An 18,231-nucleotide genomic window follows, 5' to 3' on the forward strand; every position below is an offset into this window, starting at 1 on the left:
GATCATGACCACCGAGCGGACACACGGCACGAGGACCCGGGCGCAGCGGTCGGAGGACAGCCGCGCCCGGATCCTCGACGCCGCCGTCGCCTGCCTGATCGACGGCGGCTACTCCGGCGCGACGACGCTGACCATCCAGTCCGCGGCCGACGTGTCCCGCGGCCGGCTGCTGCACCACTTCCCCTCACGGGACCGGCTGCTCGTCGCCGCGGCCCAGCACCTCGCCGTCAAGCGGGTCGCCGACACCGAGGATCGGGTGCGGCGGGTCGTCGAGGAGAACCCGCCCGCCGACGCCTTCGACCGGGCCGACCGGGTCATCGAGCTGCTCTGGGAGAGCTTCTCCGAGCCGCACTTCTGGGCCTCGATCGAGCTCTGGACGGCGGCCCGGGCGAACGGCGAGATCGCCGACGCGCTGCGGCCGGAGGAGCGGCGCCTCGGCGCGGCCATCCGGGCGTCGATGGCCCGCATGTTCGGTGACGAGCTGGCGTCGCGCCCGCGCTTCAAGCAGGTGCGGGACCTGCTGCTGACCTCCATGCGGGGTGCGGCCATGACCTACACCTTCGATCCGCGCGACCCGCGGGACGACTCGATGCTCGCGCAGTGGAAGGACCTGGTCCGGGCCCTGCTGGCCGGGTGAGCTCAGGTCCCGAAGCTCAGTCCGAACGGCGGGGCCGCGGGCTCGCCCTGCGGCGCGGGTTCGGAGTGCCGGACCCGGACCTGGTTCCGGCCGGCGCGCTTGGCCTCGTACAGCGCCGCGTCGGCGGCCGCGAGCAGGGTGTCGAGATCGTCGCCGTGGTCGGGGGACGCCGCGACACCGACCGACACCGACAGACCGCTGATGCGGCCGGCCGTCGAGGTCGGCACGTCGAGCGCGGCGACGCTGCGCCGGATCCGCTCGGCGACCTCGCGGGCCCGGCCGAACACCACGTCGTCCGGGCGCAGGCCGCCCAGCGCGACGACGAACTCCTCGCCGCCGAACCGGCCGGCCAGGTCGTGGTCGCGGATCTCGGCGGTGAGGACCCCGGCGACGGCCTGCAGCACGTCGTCGCCCGCGAGGTGCCCGTACCGGTCGTTGACGCCCTTGAAGTGGTCGAGATCGAGGATCAGCACGGCTGCGGCGCGGTCCGTGCGACGACATCGCTCCAGCAGCCGCCGGCCGCGCCAGCGCCAGGCGGCCGGGTTGAGCAGACCGGTCTTCGCGTCGGTGTCCACCTGCGTCTCGAGCTGGCGGACGAGCGTCGTCTGCTCCAGCACGGCCAGCGGGAGGACGGCGAGCAGGACCAGCCACGGCGAGGTGTGGGCGATGATGACCGCCACCAGACCGCCCAGCGAGAGCGTGGCCAGCTCCAGCAGGATCTCCCCGCCGAGCAGCAGCGGCAGGAAGCGCGAGCCCGGCCGGGTCAGCCGCAGCACCGACACGACCAGCAGGGTGTTCACGCACGCGTAGACCGGCAGGGCGACGAGGACGACGACCGCCTCCCGCACGCCGGTGGCGGGTCCGGCGGGGACGAGCAGGCTCACCACCGCCACGGCGTGGACGGCGAGGACCACGGTGGTGGTGCTGAACAGGTGCCGGTGCACCGGTGTCCCCGCGGGGTGCGAGACGCGCAGGAAGAGATGGGTGTAGACGGCGAGGACCACGGCCGTCGCGACCGGCGCCGGTAGCAGCAGGGCGGCCGAGAACGTCCAGACCGAGGTCATGTTGACGAACCGCGTCTCGGCGATCCGCCGGCGCAGGCGCTCGGCGTTGCGCGACAGCTCGGTGTGCGCGCCGGCGACGACGGTGAGCAGCGCGGCGAGCAGCAGGTCGGCACCGTCCGGCACGGGCGCGGCGAGCACCCCCGCGACGACCGTACCGACCGCCACCGCCTCGGCGGCGAGCACGAACACCACGGCCCCGGCCGGCAGCTCGAGCAGCGTCCACCGCCCGGACGGCCACCAGCGGCGCCGCGCGCGCGGTACCGCCTGGTGCGAGGTCACGTCGGGGATCCGTCCGTCAGTTGCCGGGACAAGTAAGCCTCACATTACCCACGGGTACGGCCCGGTTCCCGGCATGGACGGCACCGTCACCGGGGTCCGCGGTGAACGGCACACCACGCACGGTGAACGCCTCAGAGGAACCTCAAATCGGTGACGCTGCGTCGTCGAATCGTTACACTGGTGGATCGTGTCACTCGACAGAGATCACCCATGAGGGTGTGACGGTGGCCCGGAGACCGCCGCCGGTGAGCGGCGGCGACTCGAACGAGGGGGGTTTCGTCGTGCGCAACTGGGAGTGGTGAGCACCGCGCGTCGCGCGCGGCGCCACGGCATGCGTCCAGGGTCCGTTCCCGCCGTCGGCGGGGCGGGCCCTTCCGTGTTCGCGGCTCCATCGTCCAGGGTGCGTGGGCCAGGTCATGTCCGCGCGCCCGCCCCTCTCCGGCGGTCCCGGAAGGCATGACCCTCTCGTCAATGACGACGATCCGCGAATGCGATTCAGGACACGCCCGTACGGCCCTGAGTGGACGGTCTGTCATTACGGCCATTCGGGTGACATGCGGGTCACGTCATGATGCTGACCTGCGATGACGATCGTGTTACGCGGCCCCCGGAGGATCACCCCCTAGGCGGGACGTACGACTCCGTGTTGCAGTTAGCCTCGCCTTATCTGAGGCGTGCCGATGCAACGAAAGGACAGTGATGGCCACTCCTTCGAACGCGGATCCCCACTCCGATCAGGAGATTCTCGATGTCGTGGGGGTCGGGTTCGGACCGTCGAACCTCGGCGTGGCCATCGCGCTCCTCGAGCACAATGCTTCGGTACCCGCCTCACGCAGGATGACCGCGCGGTTCGTCGAGCGCCAGGAGCGCTTCGGCTGGCACCGCGGGATGCTGCTGGAGGACGCCACGATGCAGGTGTCCTACCTCAAGGACCTCGTGACGCTCCGCAACCCGACCAGCAGCTTCTCCTTCCTCTCGTACCTGCACGACCGGGACCGGCTGGCCGACTTCATCAACTACGGGTCCAGCTTCCCGACCCGGCGCGAGTTCCACGACTACCTGGAGTGGGCCGCCGCGCGGGTGGGGGAGATCGGCGCCGGTGCCGGCGGGAACGTCGGGGTCGGTTACGGCCGCGAGGTCGTCGAGGTCGTCCCGGTGCGCGGCGAGGGCTCCACCGTGGACGCCGTCGACGTCGTCGTCCGGACGGCGGGCGGGACGGTCGAGCGCCTCCGCGCGCGCAACGTCATCCTCGCCTGTGGTCTCACCCCGGCCATGCCGGACGGCGTCCGCACCGGCGGCCGCATCTGGCACAACCGTGACCTGCTGTTCCGCACCGGCGAGCTCGACGGCACCGAGCCCACCCGGTTCGCGGTCGTCGGCGCGGGCCAGAGCGCCGCGGAGACCGTCGCGCACCTGCACCGGACCTTCCCCCGCGCCGAGGTGCACGCGGTGTTCGCGCGCTACGGCTACAGCCCTGCCGACGACACGTCGTTCGCCAACCGGATCTTCGACCCGGCCGCGGTGGACGACTTCTACTCCGCCCCCGACGAGGTCAAGGAGCGGATCCTCGGCTACCACGCGAACACGAACTACTCCGTGGTCGACCCGGAGCTGATCGAGGAGCTCTACCGCACCCACTACCACGAGCGGGTCGCCGGGACCGAGCGTCTGCGGTTCCGCAACGTGTCCCGGGTGGCCGACGTGGTCGAGGTCGCGGACCGGGTGGAGCTGGCGGTCGAGTCCCTCATCGACGGCTCCCGCGAGGTCATCGCGGCCGACGCCGTCGTCTACGCGACCGGATACCAGGCCACCGACCCGCTGTGGCTGCTCGGCGGCGGGCTCCCCGGGGCCTGCGGCCGGGATGGCTCCGGCCGGCTCGACGTCCGCCGCGACTACAAGGTCGGCACCACCGAGCTGGCCGACGGCACCGCCGTCCGTGCCGGGATCTACCTGCAGGGGCCGACCGAGCACACGCACGGCATCACCTCGACGCTGCTGTCCAACATCGCCGTCCGCTCCGGCGAGGTCGTCGCCTCGCTGGCCGGGCTCGGCGCCCCCGGCGGGACCGAGGTCCCGGCCGGCGCAGGCGCCCCCGCCGCGGTCTGAGCCGCACCTCCACGACCACCGCCGACCTGGGAGAACCGTGTCCACCAACCCCTTCGACGACCCCGACGGCACCTTCTACGCCCTGGTGAACGACGAGGGCCAGTACTCGCTCTGGCCGGCGTTCGCCGAGGTCCCGGCCGGCTGGACGGTCAGCCACGGGCCGGCCGCCAAGCCGGACTGCCTGGAGCACGTCGAGCAGCACTGGACCGACCTGCGCCCGCGCAGCCTGCGCGAGCGCACCGGCTGACCGCACCGGACGGGCGTGGCCGGACCGGGGGAGACCCCGCGCACCGGCCGCGCCCGTTCGCCGTGCCCGCCCCCGACACCGCCGCCCGAGACACCGCGCCGAGCAGGAGCCCGACCGTGACCCGCACGCTGCCGTCCCCGTCCGAGAGCCCGTCGGACGATCTCGCCACCTGGCCGGAGCTGTTCGCGGAACGGGTGGCCGCGGACCCGGACGCCGTCGCCGTCGTCTGCCGCGACTCCTCCCTCACCTACGCCGAGCTGGACGAGCGGACCGCGCGCCTGGCGTCGGTGCTGGTCGCGCGGGGGGCCGGCCCGGAGACCCTGGTCGCGCTGGCGGTGCCGCGCGGGATCGAGCTGGTCGTCGCGCAGGTGGCGATCCTCCGGTCCGGTGCCGCCTACCTGCCGGTGGACCCGGACCAGCCGTCCGCGCGCACCGGGCTGGTGCTCGACGACGCCCGGCCCGCCCTGCTGCTCAGCACCCGCGAGGTCGCCGCCGACCTGCCCGGCGACCTGCCCGCGGTGCTGCTCGACGACGACGCCCACCGGGCCGAGATCGCCGCCGCCCCTCCCGTGGCGCCGCCGGTGACCGACGTCCGGTCCGCCGCCTACGTGATCCACACGTCCGGCTCGACCGGCCGGCCCAAGGGCGTGGTGCTGACCCACGCCGGCGTCGCGCAGCTCGTCGCCACCCAGACCGAGCGGCTCGGCGTCGGCGCGTCCGACCGGGTCCTCGGGTTCGCCTCGACCGGATTCGACGTCGCGTTCTGGGAGCTGTGCATGGCGCTGCTCTCCGGCGGGCGGCTGGTGCTGGTGCCCTCGGAGCTGCGGCTCCCCGGGGCGGAGCTGGCGGACTACGCCCGTGACCACGGCGTCACGGTGATGGCGCTGCCGCCGGCACTGCTGGCCGCGCTGCCGCCGGACGTCGACCTGCCGCGCGCCACCCTGCTCGCCGGCACCGAGCGGGTCTCGCCCGAGCTGGTGGCGCGCTGGGGCCGGGGACGCCGGATGGTCAACGCCTACGGCCCGACCGAGGCGACCGTGAACTCCACCCTCGGCGAGTGCGACCCGGCCCGGACCGGGACCACCGTGCCGATCGGCGTGCCGGACCCGATGACCACCGTGCACGTGCTCGGCCCTGACCTGCGCCCGGTCGGCGACGGCGAGCCCGGCGAGCTCTACCTCGGCGGCCCCGGCCTGGCCCGCGGCTACCTGAACCGGCCGGGGCAGACCGCCGACCGGTTCGTCGCCGACCCGTTCGGTGGGCCGGGGGAACGGCTCTACCGCACCGGTGACCTGGTCCGCCGGGACGCGCTCGGCGAGCTGGAGTTCCTCGGCCGCGCCGACGACCAGCTGAAGGTCCGCGGCTACCGGATCGAGCCGGGCGAGATCGAGTCGGTGCTGCGGGCGCACCCGCACGTCGCCGACGCCGTCGTCGGGGTGCACGAGCCCGCCCCCGGTGACCGGCGGCTCGCCGCGTGGGCGGTGCCCGCGCTGGACGCCGGCGACGGCACCGACCAGGTCACCGCCTGGAAGGACGTCCACGAGCTGCTCTACGCGGCCACCTCGGCCCCGGACGGCGACCCGACCGGCTACGAGGGCGGGTTCGCCGGCTGGAACTCCACCTACGACGGCACCGCCATCCCGCGCGACGACATGCGGGCCTGGCGGGACGCCACCGTCGACCGGATCCGCGCGCTCGGCCCCGGCCGGGTGCTGGAGCTGGGCGTCGGCAACGGGCTGCTGCTCGCCGAGCTCGCCGGCGGCGCGGGCTGCCCCCGCTACGTCGGCACCGACCTGTCCGCCGAGGCGGTCGCCGCGCTCGACCGCTGGGTGCAGGGTCGGCCGGAGCTGCGCGACGTCGTCGAGCTGCACGCCGCGGCGGCGCACGAGCTGGACGACCTCACCGGGCCGTTCGACACCATCGTGATCAACTCGGTGGCCCAGTACTTCCCGGGGCCGGAGTACCTGACCGACGTGCTGCACCGCGCCGCCGCGCTGCTCGCCCCCGGCGGGGCGCTGTTCGTCGGCGACGTCCGGCACGCCGGGCTGCTGCGGACGTTCCGGGCCGGGGTGCTGGGCGCCCGGAACCCGGACGCCGACCCGGCCGGCCTGCGCCGCGACCTCGACGCGGCGGTGGCGTGGGAGGGCGAGCTGCTCTGCCACCCGGACTTCTTCACCGGACTCGACGGGTTCGCCGGGACCGAGGTCAGGATCAAGCGCGCCGACGCGCACGACGAGCTGTCCCGCTACCGCTACGACGTCGTCCTGCGCGTGCCCGGTGGCCCCGCGCCGGCGGGCGAGGGGCCCCGTCCCGTGGAAATCGGCTGGGCGGAGGCCGGCGGGAGCGCGTCCGCGCTCGCCGACGCCGTCCGGTCCGCACTCGGTGCGGGGCCGGACGCACTGCGCGTCACCGGCGTCCCGGACCTGCGCTCGGCGGCGGACCGGGCGACCCGGGCCCGGATCGACGGCGAGCCCGGCGTGGCGGACGGCGCCGACCCGGAGGAGCTGCTGCGGCTCGGCGAGTCCCTCGGCTACACCGCCGAGGGCACCTGGGGCCCGGAGCCGACGGTGGAGCTGGTCTTCACCCGGCCCGGGGTGGCCGCCGGGCCGCTGTACCGGCCGGTGGGGACCGACGTGCCGGTGCACCGCCCGGCCCCGTTCCGCGACGTCGACGTGCTGGTCGGCGTGCTGCGCGAGCACCTGCGCGAGCGGCTGCCGGAGTGGATGGTCCCGGCCGCCGTCGTGCCGGTGCCGGCGATCCCGGTGCTGGCCAACGGCAAGACCGACCGGGCCGCGCTGCCCGCCCCGGACCTGTCCGCGCAGGTGCGTGGCACGCGGCCGGGGACCCCGCGCGAGGAGCTGCTCTGCACGCTGGCGTCCGAGGTGCTCGGGGTGCCCGGGATCGGCGTCGACGACGACTTCTTCGCCCTCGGCGGCGACTCGGTGCTGTCGATCCGGCTGGTCGTCCGGGCCCGCGAGGCCGGGCTGGCGATCACCCCGCGGCAGGTGTTCACGCACCGCACGCCGGGCGAGCTGGCACCGGTCTGCTCCGCGTACCTCGGTGCGGCGGAGGCCGCCCCGGCCGTCGAGCTGGACGACGCCGCGCGCGCGACGCTCGGCGCCCTGGACGGGATCACCGCCGTCGGGCCGGTGTCCCCGCTGCAGGAGGGCTTCTTCTTCCACGCGGCGCTGGACCCGGCCGACACGTCCTACGTCGTGCAGGAGGTCCTCGACCTCGGCGGGCCCGGGCTCGACCCGGCCGCCCTCCGGGACGCCGTGCAGGACCTCCTCGACCGGCACCCGCAGCTGCGCGCCGGGTTCGCCCAGCGCGCCGACGGGCGCGTCGTGCAGGCCGTCGCCGGCCGGGCCACGCTGCCCTGGACCGAGCACGACCTCGTCGACGAGCGCGGCGACGGTGCCGCCGCCACCGCGGTCCTGGACGCCGAGCGGGCCCGCCCGTTCGACCTCGCGCGCCCCCCGCTGCTGCGCGCCGCCCTGCTGCACACCGGCCCCGGCCGGGCCCGGCTCGCACTGACCTTCCAGCACGCCGTGCTCGACGGCTGGTCGGTCGCGCTGCTGGTCGGTGAGCTGCGGGAGGCCTACGCGGTCCGCCGCGCGGGCGTCGCCCCGGAGCCGGACCCGGCCCCGGACGCCCGGCTGCGCGCGTGGTTCGACCACCTCGCGGGCCTCGACACACCCGGGGCGAGGACCGCCGCCCGCGAGGTGTGGGACGCCGAGCTGGCGGGCGCCGAGCCGGTCCGCCTGCTCGACGCCCTGCCCGCCCCGGCCGGCCCCGCGGCACCGTCCGGCGGCCCGCACCACACGCGGACCGCCACGCTCGACCGCACCGCGACCGCCGCACTGGACCGGGCCGCGCGGGCACTCGACGTCACGCCGTCGACGCTGCTGCACACCGCGTGGGCGCTGGTCGTCGGCGACCTCACCGGCTCGCCGGACGTGCTCATCGGGAGCACCGTCTCCGGCCGCGACGCCGCCGTCGACGGGATCGGCGAGGCCGTCGGCCTGTTCGTGAACACCGTCCCGGTGCGGCTGCGGCGCAGCCCCGGCGAGCCGCTGTCGGCGGCGCTGCGCCGGATGCAGACCGGCCGGACGGCGGTGCTCGATCACCCGCAGGTGCGGCTGGCCGACCTGCAACGCGGCCGTGGGGAGCTGTTCGACTCGATCGTCGTCGTGGAGAACTTCCCGGCCCCGGACGCCGGTCCCGGCGACCTGGAGATCGGCGACGTCGAGGTGCGGGACGCCGTGCACTACCCGGTCGCGCTCGTCGTCGGGGTGGGGCGGGAGACCACGATCGTGCTCAAGCACGATCCGCGGCGGGTCGACCCCGCCACCGCGGACCTGCTGGTCGGGCTGCTGCGTGACCGCATCGACGCGCTGGTCGGCACGCCGGGGCGGGCGCTCGGCTCGCTCCCGCTGCGCACCGGCGACGAACCGGCGGCGGGGGAGACCCGCCCGCCCGACACCCGCACGCTGGCCGAGCGGGTCGCCGACGGCCTGGCCCGGGACCCGGGGGCGACCGCCGTCGTCGCCCCGGAAGGGCGGCTGACCGCCGCCGAGCTGGACCGCCGCTCGGCGGCGCTGGCCGGGGCGCTGCGCGAGCGTGGCGCCGGTGGCCCGGGCGCCGTCGTCGGTGTTGCCGTGCCGCGGTCGGCCGAGCTGCTCGTCGCGCTGCTGGGCATCGTCCGGGCGGGGGCGGCGTACCTGCCGCTGGACCCGGAGCACCCGGCGGAGCGGCTCGCGCACGTCGCCGGGGACGCCGGCGTCGGCACCGTCCTCGTCGGGGCGGGGGACGACCCGCTGCCGGAGCTGCCCGGCGTCACCCGGCTCGCGGTCGCGGACCTCGCCGACGGCCCGGTGCCTGCCGACCTGCCGTTCCCGCACCCGGAGGACGCCGCCTACCTGATCTACACCTCCGGCTCGACCGGGCGGCCGAAGGGCGTGGTCGTCAGCCACCGCGCGATCGGCAACCGGCTCGACTGGATGCAGGAGGCCTATCCGCTGGGCCCCGACGACCGGGTGCTGCAGAAGACCCCCGCCGGGTTCGACGTGTCGGTGTGGGAGTTCTTCTGGGGCCCCGCACAGGGCGCGACGACCGTGCTCGCCCGGCCCGGCGGGCACCGCGACCCGGAGTACCTCGCCGATCTCGTCCGCGACGAGCGGGTCACCACGATGCACTTCGTGCCCTCGATGCTGGAGGGCTTCCTGGCCGCCGAGCGGGTCACCGCCGACCCGGGGTGGGCGGCACCGCTGCGCCGCGTGTTCTGCTCCGGCGAGGCGCTGCCCGCCGCCGCGGCCCGGCGCTGGCACGAGCTGACCGGCGTCGCGCTGCACAACCTGTACGGCCCGACCGAGGCCGCCGTCGACGTCACCGCGTACGCCGTCCCCGCCGACCCGGGCGCGACCGTCCCGATCGGACGGCCGGTGGCCAACACCCGCACCCACGTGCTCGACCCCGCGCTGCGCCCGGTCCCGGACGGCGTCCCCGGCGAGCTCTACCTGGCGGGAGTGCAGCTGGCCCGCGGCTACCACGCCCGCCCCGGGCTGACCGCCGACCGGTTCGTCGCCGACCCGTTCGGCAACCCGGGCGAGCGGCTCTACCGCACCGGCGACGTCGTGCGCCGCACCGGCGGCGAGCTGGAGTACCTGGGCCGCGAGGACGGCCAGGTCAAGATCCGCGGGCAGCGGATCGAGCTGGGCGAGATCGAGGCCGAGCTGGACGCCCTGGACGGCGTCGAGCGCGCCACCGTCGTCGTCCGCCGGGACGGCCCGGCGCCGGCACTCGTCGGGTACGCCGTCGGCCCGGCCGACGGGACCGCGCTGCGGGACGAGCTGGCCCGCCGGCTGCCGGAGGCGATGGTGCCGGTCGCCGTCGTCGTTCTCGACGACCTGCCGCTCACCCCGAACGGCAAGCTCGACCGCGCGGCGCTGCCCGCCCCCGGCGCGTCCGCGGCCGGTCCCGCCCGCGAGCCCGCCACGGACGCCGAGCGCACCCTGTGCGCCGCGTTCGCCGAGGTCCTCGGCCGGGAGACGGTCGGCCCGGACGACGACTTCCTCGCACTCGGCGGGGACTCGATCACCTCCATCGCCGTCTCGTCCCGGGCCCGCCGGGCCGGGCTGGACGTCGGCCCGGCCGACGTCCTCACCGGCCGCACCCCTGCCGCCGTCGCGGCCGGGGCGGGGGAGACCGCGGACGCGCTCCCGCCGCTGCCGGCGCCGGAGCCCGGCGTGGCCGAGCGGGTCCGCGCGGTCGCGGGTGGCGAGGTCGCCGAGGTGTGGCCGCTGTCCCCGCTGCAGGAAGGCCTGTACTTCCACGCCACGCTCGACGGCTCCGAGCACGACGTCTACACCGTCCAGGAGACCGTCGAGCTCGACCACGAGCTGGACCTCGACCGGTTCCGGGCGGCCGTCGCGACGATGCTGGAGCAGCACGCCGCGCTGCGCGCCGGGTTCACCGACGACGGCCTCGACGAGCCCGTCCAGTTCGTCGCGGAGTCCCTGGCACCGCCGGTCGAGCTGGTGGAGGTCGGCTCGGCCGCGGAGCTCGACCGGCGCACCGCGGCCGACCGGGCCGCCCCGATCGACCTCGCCGTGCCGCCGCTGTTCCGGATCACCGTCCTGCGTCACGACGGCCGGGACCGGGTGCTGGTCCACCGCCACCTGCTGATCTGGGACGGCTGGTCGGCCTGGCTGTTCCTGGAGAACCTGTTCGCCGCCTACGACGGCGAGATCCGCCCGGAACCGGGCGGCAGCTACCGCGACCTGCTGGCCTGGCTCGCCGCCCGCGACCCGGAGCCGGGCCGCGAGGCCTGGCGGACCGCGCTCGCCGGGCTGGACGAGCCCACCCTGGCCGGGCCGCCGCCGGGCACCGCGCCCGGGCCGGTCACCGAGACCCACCTCGACCTCGACGCCGCCACCTCGGACCGGCTGCGCGCTCTGGCCCGGGAGCGCGGCGTCACCCCGAACACCGTGCTGTCCACCGTCTGGGCGCTCGCGCTGGCCGCCGGGACCGGGCGGACCGACGTCGTGTTCGGCACCTCGGTGGCGGGCCGTCCTGCGGCGGTGCCGGACGTGGAGAACGTGATCGGGCTGTTCCTCAACACCGTTCCCGCCCGGGTGGTGCTGCAGCCCGGGGAGACCGCGGGCGCGCTGCTGTCCCGGGTGCAGGACGAGCGGCTCGCGCTGCTGCCGCACGAGACCGTCGGGCTGGGGGAGATCCAGCGCCTGGCCGGGCACCGGACCCTGTTCGACACGCTCTACGTCTACCGGCCGGAGGGCGGCGAGCAGCGCATCGCCGAGCTCGGCGAGCGGCACGGGATCACCGGCCTGCACAACGCCGACGCCACCCACTACCCGCTCACGCTGATCGTCACTCCCGGCGAGCGGTTCCGGATCACGCTGTCGCACACCGTCGGCGACGAGGCGGCCGCGGCGTGGACGGGCCGCGTCGAGCGGCTGCTGTCCGGGCTGCTGGACGCCCCGGACGAGCCGGTCGCGACGCTCGACCCGCTGTCCGGCGACGAGCGCGCGGCCGTCACCCGGACCCGGGACGGCGGCACCGTCGACCTCGGCGACGACACGATCGCCGACCTGCTCGCCGGCCGGGCCGCGGTCGCCGCGGACGACCTCGCGCTGGTCTCGGGAACCGACCGGCTCACCTACGCCGAGCTGGACGCCGCGGTGAACCGCACCGCGCGGCTGCTGCTGGCGCGCGGCGCCGGACCGGAGACCGTCGTCGCGCTGGGTCTGCCGCGCTCGCACGAGACCGTGATCGCGCTGTTCGCGATCCTGCGGACCGGGGCGGCGTACCTGCCGCTGGAGCTGGACCACCCGGCCGCCCGGCTGGTCGAGACGATGCGCGACGCCCGCCCGGTCGCGCTGCTCAGCACCACCGCCGTCGCGCCGACCCTGTCCGGCGCCGGGGTGCCCGCTGTCCTGCTCGACGACCCCGCCACCGCCGCCGAGCGGGCGGCGCTGGACGGCGGCCCGCTGTCCGGCGGCGAGCTGGGCGCGTTCGCCCCCGGCACCCCGGGCCGGCTCGACGTGCCCGCCTACGTCATCTACACCTCCGGCTCCACCGGGAAGCCGAAGGGCGTCGTCACCCCGTACCGGGGCCTGACGAACATGCAGCTCAACCACCGCGCGGAGATCTTCGACCCGGTCGTCGCCGACGTCCGGTCCCGGCGCGGCCCGGACGCCCGGCTGCGCGTGGCGCACACCGTGTCGTTCGCCTTCGACATGAGCTGGGAGGAGCTGCTCTGGCTGGTCGAGGGGCACGAGGTGCACGTCGCGGACGAGGAGCTGCGCCGCGACGCCGAACGCCTGGTCGCCTACTGCGACGCGAACGAGGTCGACGTCGTCAACGTGACCCCGACCTACGCCGCGGCGCTGCTCGACACCGGGCTGCTCGCGCAGCGGCCGATGCCGCTGGTGCTGCTCGGCGGCGAGGCGGTGTCCGACGCCGTCTGGACCGCACTGCGCGACGCCGACGGGGTGCTCGGCTACAACCTCTACGGCCCCACCGAGTACACGATCAACACCCTCGGGGCGGGGACCGCCGACTCGGACACCCCCGCGGTCGGACGGCCGATCACCAACACCACCGCGCACGTCCTGGACGCCTGGCTGCGGCCGGTCCCGGACGGGGTGCCCGGCGAGCTCTACATCGCCGGTGACGGTCTGGCCCGCGGCTACCTGGGCCGCTACGGCCTGACCGCGGACCGGTTCGTCGCGGACCCGTGGTCGCCGGGCGGCCGGATGTACCGCACCGGTGACCTGGTGCGGCGCCGGCCCGGGCCGGACGGGGACGGGATCCTCGACTTCCTCGGCCGCACCGACGACCAGGTCAAGATCCGCGGGCACCGGGTCGAGCCCGGTGAGGTCGCCGCGCTGCTCGACGCCGACCCGGCCGTCGCGCGGGCCGCGGTCGTCGCCGACCGTTCGGGCCCGGGTGGGATCGCCCGGCTCGTCGGCTACGTCGTGGCCGGCGGAGACGGCGGAGACGGCAGAGACGGCGGAGACGGCGGAGGAACCGACACCGCCGCCGAGCTGCCGCGCCGGCTGCGCGACGACCTGCGGGACCGGCTGCCGGACCACCTCGTGCCGGCCGCGGTCGTCGTGGTGGAGGACCTTCCGCTGACGGTCAACGGCAAGCTCGACACCGGCGCGCTCCCGGCCCCCGACCTGGCCCCGGCCGGGCAGGGCCGCCCGCCCGCGACGCCGGCCGAGGAGACGCTGTGCGCTCTGTTCGCGCAGGTCCTCGAACTGGACCGGGTCGGGCCGACCGACGACTTCTTCGACCTCGGCGGGCACTCGCTGCTCGCCACCCGGCTGCTGTCCCGGGCACGGACCGCGCTCGGCGCCGACCTCGTGCTGCGCGACCTGTTCGCCGCACCCACCCCGGAGCTGCTCGCGGACCGGTCGGGTGCCGCGGGCCCGCAGCAGGCCCGGCCGGAGCTGGTCGCCCGGGACCACGGCGACACGCTGCCGCTGTCCGCGGCGCAGTCCCGGCTCTGGCTGGTCGCCCAGCACGGCGGTGGGGCGGCGTACAACTTCCCGCTGACCCTGCGCCTGCGGGGCGAGCTCGACACCGGGGCGCTGTCCGCCGCGCTGGACGACGTCGTCGCCCGGCACGAGGCGCTGCGCACCGTCGTCGAGGAGGCGGGACCGCGGCAGCGGATCCTCCCCGCGCCGCACGTGCCCGTCACCGTGACCGACGTGGACGAGGACGAGATCGCCGGCCTGGTCGCGGCGGAGATCGACCGGCCCTTCGACCTCGCCCGGGACATCCCGATCCGGGCCACGGTCCTGCGGACCGGGCCGCGCGAGCAGGTGCTGGCACTGATGCTCCACCACATCGCCACCGACGAGTGGTCGGACCGCCCCCTGCTCGACGACATCGCCACCGCCTACACCGCCCGCGCCGGGGGCGCGGCACCGTCGTGGGAGCCGCTGCCGGTGCAGTACGGCGACCACACGCTCTGGCAGGCCGAGCTGCTCGGCGACCCGGACGACCCGGCGTCGCTCGCGCACGACCGGCTCGCCTGGTGGGACGACACCCTGGCCGGTGCGCCCGAGGAGATCGAGCTGCCCGCCGACCGGCCCCGCCCGGCCCGGCCGACGTTCGCCGGCGGGCTCGTCGAGCAGCCGCTCCCGGCCGCGGTCCGGGACGGCGTGCACGCTCTGGCCCGCACCCACGGCGCCAGCCCGTTCCTGGTGCTGCACGCCGCCGTCGCGGCGCTGCTGACCCGGCTCGGGGCCGGCACCGACCTGCCGCTCGGTGCGCCCGTCACGGGCCGCACCGACGAGCGGCTGGAGGACCTCGTCGGGTTCTTCGTCGACACCGTCGTGCTCCGCACCGACACCGCGGGCGACCCGACCCCGGCCGAGCTCGTCGCCCGGGTGCGGGACGCCGACCTGGCCGCGTTCGCCCACGCGGAGGTGCCGTTCGACGCCGTCGTCGAGCGGGTCAACCCGCCCCGGGAGCCGGGCCGCAACCCGCTGTTCCAGGTGATGGTGGCGCACCACGCCCGGCCCGGCGGCGAGATCATCGACCTCCCCGGGATCACCGCGTCTGAGGAGCCCGTCGAGGCGACGACCGCGAAGTTCGACCTCGTCTTCTCCTTCGTCGAGACGGCCGGCTCCCTCGACCTGCACCTGGAGTACTCGGCCGAGCGGTTCGACCGCGCCACCGCGGAGGCACTGGCCGCCCGGTTCGCGGCGGTGGCCGCCGCCTTCACCACCGCGCCGGACGCCCCGGTCGGCAGGATCGACCTGCTCACCGCCGACGAGCACCGCGCGCTGACCGACCGTTCCGGTGACCGGACCGGCGGCGGGATCTTCCCGGGTGCGCTGTCCACGGTGACCGCGGGCTGGGCCGACGCGACCCCGGACGCCGTCGCGGTGACCGACGCGTCCGGCGACCTGTCCTACGCCGGGCTGGAGGACCGTGCCGCCGGGGCCGCCGCGCACCTGGCCGCGGCCGGGATCGGGCGGGGCGACGTCGTCGCCGTCGCGGTCGGGCGGGACGCCGGGCTGGTCGCGACCGTGCTGGGACTGTGGCGGCTCGGTGCCGTGTGGCTGCCGCTGGACCCGGCGCACCCGGACGAGCGGCTCACCTTCCAGCTCACCGACTCCGGCGCGGGCGCGCTGGTCGTGACCGGCGAGCTGGACGACCGGATCCCGCACGTCGAGGGGATCGACCGGCTGCGGCCGGGCACCGCGCCCGACGCGCCCCCGCCGCTCGACCTCGGCCCGGACGACCCCGCGTACCTGATCTACACCTCCGGCTCCACCGGCCGTCCGAAGGCGGTGCTCGTGCCGCACGACGGCGTCGGGGTGCTGGCGGAGCTGGCCGCGGAGCGGTTCGGCGCCGACACCGGCTCGCGGGTGCTGCAGTTCGCCTCCGCCGGGTTCGACGTCGTCGTGTTCGAGCTGGCGATGGCGCTCGGCGCCGGCGGCCGGCTGGTCGTCGCCCCCGACGACGTCCGCACCGCCGGGCCGGAGCTGCCGGAGTTCCTGACCCGGCACGGCGTCACGCACGCCGCGATCCCGCCCGCGCTGCTCGGCGCGTTCGGCCCCGCTACGGAGCTGCCCGCGGGCATGCACGTGCTGGTCGGCACCGAGGCGGTCCCGCCGGACCTGGTCGCCCGCTGGGCCGGCCGGGTCTCGCTGGTGGTCTGCTACGGCCTCACCGAGGCGACCGTGAACTCCACCCTCTGGACGGCGCACGCCGGCACCGACGGCCCCGTCCCGATCGGCGTCCCGGACCCGGGCACCGTCGTCCGGCTGCTCGACGAGCGCCTCCGGCCCGTCCCGGACGGCGTCGCGGGCGAGCTGTACGTCGGCGGTCGCGGCCTCGCGCTCGGCTACCGCGGCCGGGCCGGGCTCACCGCGGACCGGTTCGTCGCCGACCCGTGGGGCCCGCCGGGGGCGCGGCTCTACCGGACCGGCGATCGGGCCCGGTGGCACCACGGCGACCTGCACTTCCTCGGCCGCACCGACGAGCAGGTCAAGGTCCGCGGGCACCGGGTGGAGCCCGGCGAGATCGCTGCCGTGCTCACCGACCACGACGACGTGCGGCAGGCCGTCGTGCTGCCGCGCGGCGACGGCCTGGCCGCCTACGTGGTGCCCGAACCGGGCGCCACCGCGGAACAGGCGGAGCTGCGCGCGCACGCCGCGGACCGGCTGCCGGACGCGCTGGTGCCGGGCGCCGTCGTCGTGCTGGACGGGCCGCTGCCGCTCACGCCGAACGGCAAGCTCGACCGGCGCGCCCTGGACCGGCTCCCGCTGCCGGGGGCCGCGGGATCCGGGGGCGGCGGCACGCCGGAGCAGCGCCGCCTCGCGGACCTGGTCGGCGAGGTGCTCGGCCTCGACCCCGACACGGTCGGGCCGGAGGACGACTTCTTCGCACTCGGCGGGCACTCGATGGCCGCGATGCGGCTGATCGGCCGGGTGCGGGCCCGTACCGGCGCGGACCTGTCCGTGCGCGACGTGTTCGACGCCCCGACCGTCGCCGCGCTGGCCGGGCTGCTGGCGCGGCGGCCGTCGGACCGGCCGGAGCTCGTCGCGGGCCCGCCCGCGTCGCCGGACGGGGAGCCGCTGGCGCCCGCGCAGGAGTGGCGCTGGGCCCGGCACCGGATCGACCCGCGGCCGGACCACGCGCTGGTGCTGCGCCCGGACACCCCCTACGAGGTCGCGGCGCTCGCGGCGGCGGTGGACGACGTCGTCGCCCGGCACGAGCCGTTGCGCTCGGTGGTCGTGCCGCACGACGACGGCGCGCGACGCCTGGTACACGACGCGGGCACCGGACTGGTGGAGAGCGGCCGGCCGGCGTCGGAGCTGGCCCGCGAGCCGTTCGACCTGACCGGCGAGCCGCCGTTCCGCGCGGTGCTCACCACCGGGCCGGACGGCGGGCACGAGCTGGTCCTCGTGCTGCACTACCTCGGCGTCGACGAGTGGTCGGTGGTGCCGCTGCTGCGTGACCTCGCCACCGCCTACGACGCCCGCCGGTCCGGCCGGGCACCGGAGTTCACCCCACTGCCGGTCACCGCGACCGACCACGCCCGCTGGGCCCGCGCCCTCGCGGAGGGCGACCGGTACGCCCGGTCGATCGCGCACTGGCGGGCCGCGCTGGCCGGGGTGCCTGCGCCGGTCGACGCGGACACCCCCGACGGCTGCGCGCGGCGCACCGCCGACGCGTCCGTGCCCGCCGGCGACCCGGCCGACCCGGCCGCCCCGGCCGCGGCCGGGACCGTCGTCACCGAGCTCGACCCGGAGCTGCGGGCCGACGTCGAGGGGCTGGCCCGCCGGGAGCGGGCCGGGCTGTTCACCGTCGTGCAGTCGGCGCTGGCCGTGGTCCTGGCCCGGCGCGGCGTGCCGGCACCCGTACCGACGGCGTCGTTCGTGGCCGGGCGCACCGAGGCCGCGCTGACCGACCTCGTCGGCGGCGTCGCGGACGTGGCCGTGCTGCCGGTGCACCCCGGGTACCGTGGCCTGGACGCCGGCCTGCTGCGCGCCACCCGTGCCGACGACCTCGCGGGCTACGACCACACCGCGGTCGGGTTCGCCGCCGTCGTCCGGGAGGTGTGGGGCGCCGATCCCGCGCTGGCGCGGCCGTCGGTGCTGCTCGTGCCGCACGAGGACACCGGGCTGTCCGGCGAGCAGCGGGTCCTCGGCACACTGGACGCGCTCGACGTCGGCGGCGCGACCGCCGACCTGACCGTGAGCATCGCGGAACCGCAGGGGGAGGGCCCGATCGTGCTGGAGCTGACCCACCGGCTCACCGCCTGGGAGACCGGCGCCGTCCGGGAGCTGGCCGGTGAGCTCGTCGACGAGCTGCGTGCGGCGGTACGCCGGTGACCCGGGTGGTGCGGGCCGGCA

General features: G+C 76.4%; 4 protein-coding genes and 1 pseudogene. 4 read left to right on the top strand and 1 reads right to left on the bottom strand.

The window, feature by feature from the left end; genetic code table 11:
- Positions 1–4: 4 nt before the first annotated feature.
- Complete coding sequence (locus PP1_RS28090; protein WP_010224648.1) at positions 5–637, top strand: TetR/AcrR family transcriptional regulator; 633 nt, start codon at positions 5–7, stop codon at positions 635–637.
- Positions 638–639: 2 nt separating this feature from the next.
- Here PP1_RS28090 and PP1_RS28095 read toward each other — a convergent pair whose 3' ends face one another.
- The gene (locus tag PP1_RS28095; protein ID WP_010224650.1) at positions 640–1,980 is read right to left on the bottom strand and encodes a GGDEF domain-containing protein; all 1,341 of its coding nucleotides are present in this window, start codon (positions 1,978–1,980) and stop codon (positions 640–642) included.
- A 699-nt stretch (positions 1,981–2,679) separates the two neighbouring features.
- Here PP1_RS28095 and PP1_RS28100 point away from each other — a divergent pair.
- From PP1_RS28100 to PP1_RS28110, 3 genes and pseudogenes are all read left to right on the top strand, one after another.
- Positions 2,680–4,086, top strand: a complete 1,407-nt coding sequence (locus PP1_RS28100; protein WP_082398898.1) for a lysine N(6)-hydroxylase/L-ornithine N(5)-oxygenase family protein — start codon at positions 2,680–2,682, stop codon at positions 4,084–4,086.
- Between the two features lie 37 nt (positions 4,087–4,123).
- On the top strand, positions 4,124–4,333 hold the full coding sequence (locus tag PP1_RS28105; RefSeq protein ID WP_010224654.1) for an MbtH family protein: 210 nt from the start codon (positions 4,124–4,126) through the stop codon (positions 4,331–4,333).
- A 116-nt stretch (positions 4,334–4,449) separates the two neighbouring features.
- A pseudogene (locus PP1_RS28110) lies at positions 4,450–18,210 on the top strand (amino acid adenylation domain-containing protein); the annotation flags it as partial.
- Positions 18,211–18,231: the final 21 nt, after the last annotated feature.

It is taken from the genome of Pseudonocardia sp. P1 (assembly GCF_000178675.2).
In the GTDB taxonomy this organism is placed as follows: domain Bacteria; phylum Actinomycetota; class Actinomycetes; order Mycobacteriales; family Pseudonocardiaceae; genus Pseudonocardia.